3 protein-coding genes are annotated in these 3,066 nt (G+C 28.6%); all 3 read left to right on the top strand.

Translation table 11 applies throughout. The annotated features are described in order from the left end of the window. Nucleotides 1-192: 192 nt before the first annotated feature. Genes U9R42_06885 through U9R42_06875 form a run of 3 tightly spaced genes read left to right on the top strand, consistent with a single transcriptional unit; the run spans nt 193 to nt 2,900 of the window. A complete protein-coding gene (locus U9R42_06885; GenBank protein MEA3495744.1) occupies nt 193-879 on the top strand; it encodes a TetR/AcrR family transcriptional regulator in 687 nt (228 codons plus the stop codon). Between the two features lies 1 nt (nt 880). Next, nucleotides 881-1,621, top strand: coding sequence for an outer membrane lipoprotein-sorting protein (locus U9R42_06880; protein ID MEA3495743.1), 741 nt, complete (start codon nt 881-883; stop codon nt 1,619-1,621). Between the two features lie 43 nt (nt 1,622-1,664). Further along, nucleotides 1,665-2,900 carry a phospholipase D-like domain-containing protein gene (locus tag U9R42_06875; protein MEA3495742.1) on the top strand — a complete coding sequence of 412 codons (1,236 nt, stop codon included), beginning with the start codon at nt 1,665-1,667 and terminating at the stop codon, nt 2,898-2,900. Nucleotides 2,901-3,066: the final 166 nt, after the last annotated feature.

The following is a 3,066-nucleotide window of genomic DNA, read 5'->3' as shown; positions in this document are numbered from 1 at the left end:
CGAGCCACCTTAGCTAACTCTTTGTGTTCTTTGTGTTCTTTGTGTTCTTTGTGTTCTTTGTGTTCTTTGTGGTGAATTATTCTTTCTTTGTGAGTTTTGCGTGAAATCCGTGTGCTACAAAAAAAACTTGACAATTAAAAATATTTTAACTAATATATTGACCGAGCAGTCAGTCGGAATAGGAGGAAAGTTATGAGTCCAAAAGAAAAAAGTCAATCCAAAAGAAAAAGTATACTTGATTCTGCAGTGATAATATTTGCAAAAGACGGCATAAATAAAGGAACAATTGCTTCAATAGCCAAACAAGCAGATATTGGAAAAGGAACAATCTATGAGTATTTCAAAAGTAAAGAGGAAATATTTGAAGAGATGTTAAATTATTTTTTCAAAGATTTATTTTCCGGCTGGAAGCAACTAAATAAATTAGAAATTTCCACCAAAAAAAAGTTAGAAAAGATTTTTGACCTCACTTTTGATTATCTTTCATCCATAAATGAGAAAAATTATCATCAATTAATTATTCTAATGGAGATCATGCTTTTCGCAATTAGGAAAGATTTGGAACAATCTTCAAAAATAGATTTAAGTGAGATATTAAGAAATCTATATAAAATAATAGTACCAATTATAGATGCTGGAAAAAAAGAGGGCTTGTTGAAAAATATAAACAAGGAATATTTTACATTTTTGCTATTTAGTTCGTTAGATGGAATTGCCCTGCATTATTTTATTCAGAGAAAACATTTTGATATTGAAAAAATTAAGAAATATTCTATGGAAATGTTTTTTAATGGAATTCTTAAAGACAATTATTCAAAAGAAAAAATAGATAATTTTAATTTTATGGGAGTTGGCAGTTTGCCAAAAAAAAGGAGATGAAATGAAACGAATATTCTTTACAATACTTATATTCAGTGGAATTATTTTTGCCGATGCACCAAGCGGAATACAATTGTTAAATAAAATGATTTCTATGATGAACCAAAAAAATGCTAAAGCCGTAATGACACAAACAATTGAAACATCTTCCGGTGCAACAAGAACTTTCGAATATGATTCTTTCATTAGCAATGACGGCAAAAATTCATTAATGCGATACAAAAAACCATCGCGAGTAAGAGGAAATGCAATTTTGATGACCGATTATTCTGACAATATTTGGTCATACAATCAACGAACACGACGAGTTAGAAAACTTGCTTCACACGCAAAAAAACAAAAATTTGAGGGTTCGGATTTTACTTATGAAGATATGAGTTCCGGAGATAGTTGGAAAAAAGATTATACTCCAAAATTTATAAAAACAGTGAAAATAAATGGAAATGATTGTTATAAGGTAAAACTAACAAAAAAAAATAATGACATTTCATATAGCAAATTAGTATGTTTTATACGAGTGTCCGATTTTTTTCCTATTCAGATTGACTACTATGATGGAGATAAAAAATTATTAAAATCATTGTATTTACAGGATATTCAAAAAGTTGAAAACATTCTCACACCAATGAAAATGGTCATGAAAAATCATCAGGAAAACACACAAACTACTATGGAATATAAATCTATTACTTACGATGTGAATTTTAATAAACGGTTTTTCACTTCAAATAATATGAAATAATTTGACTATCTTAAATTAAAATATAAAATCAAAGGAATTTCTAATGAAATCTTTTAAAGCAATAATTTTCTCTGTCATTCTAACCACAACATTATTTTTTTATAATTCACTTTTTGCACAATCGGAATCAACATATCAAATAGTTGAGAGTGTTCCTATAGAAACTGATCTTGGTTTAGATGAAACTGAACGCACTTTTGAAGTTTGGATGGAAATAATAAAAAAGGCTCAACATTCTATTGAGATTGAATGTTTTTATGTTTCAAATAAAGCGGGTGAACCACTTGAAGACATCCTATCGGAAATTAAAAAATCCGCAAAGCGAGGAGTGCAAGTTCGTTTTCTCGTTGATGCAAAAATGAAAAAAACATATCCGCAACCACTTGACGATTTGAATAAAATAAAAAATATTGAAGTAAGAGCAACTAATTATTTTAATAAAATTGGTGGAGTGATACACACAAAATATATACTTGTTGATCGGGAAATTCTATTTATTGGAAGTCAAAATTTTGATTGGCGAGCATTAAAACATATTCACGAAGTTGGCTTCAACATTAAGAATGAAAAACTTGCACAGATGTTTGGATTAATTTTTGATTTAGATTGGAAAATTGCATCAGATGATAGAACAGATTCAATAGAAAAATATTTTGAAAAAAATACTATTCAAATGATCAATTCAAAAAACCCAATTACTTTGGAAGTCGGAACAAAAAAAGAGATAAAATTATATCCGAGTTTTAGTCCGAAAAATTTAATTTATTCCGGAATGAATTGGGACGAAGATGAGATAATAAAATTAATTGATAAAGCGGAATCGGAAATATTAATTCAATTACTTTCCTATTCGGTAAAAGATAAAAATGAATACTACTCAAAATTAGATAATGCAATTCGCTCTGCTTCTATTAGAGGTGTAAATGTAAATATTATTTTATCTGACTGGAGCAAAGGAAAATCAAAATTGCCATATTTAAATAGTTTAGCAATGATTCCAAATGTTAAAATACATTTCACTACAATTCCGGAATGGAGCGGTGGACAGATTCCATATTCTCGTGTCGAACATTGTAAATTTTTATTGGTGGATGAACAATATGGATGGCTTGGAACTTCTAACTGGGCAAAAGATTACTTTTATAAAAGCAGAAATATGGGTATTGTTTTCGAAAGTAAATTCGTTGCAGAAATAATTCATAAAATGTTTTATAAAAGTTGGGATAGCGAATATACAAACTTAATTTTACCCAATGAAAAACGGAAATCCACAAAATAATTTGATATTAGGTTGGGTGCTTGATGCTTGATGCTTGATACTTGATACTTGCCAATAATTCACTAATGAGTTATGAAGAAAATACAAAAAAATATTCGTGTATTCGTGCAAAAAAAGGAGAAATAAAAAATATGAAAAAAATAATTTTAGTATGTCTTTTGCTTTT

The organism is Bacteroidota bacterium, assembly GCA_034723125.1.
GTDB lineage: Bacteria > Bacteroidota > Bacteroidia > CAILMK01 > JAAYUY01 > JAYEOP01.
The sequence above is the reverse complement of the archived record's forward strand: the minus strand, read 5'-3'. Positions and strand labels throughout refer to the sequence as shown.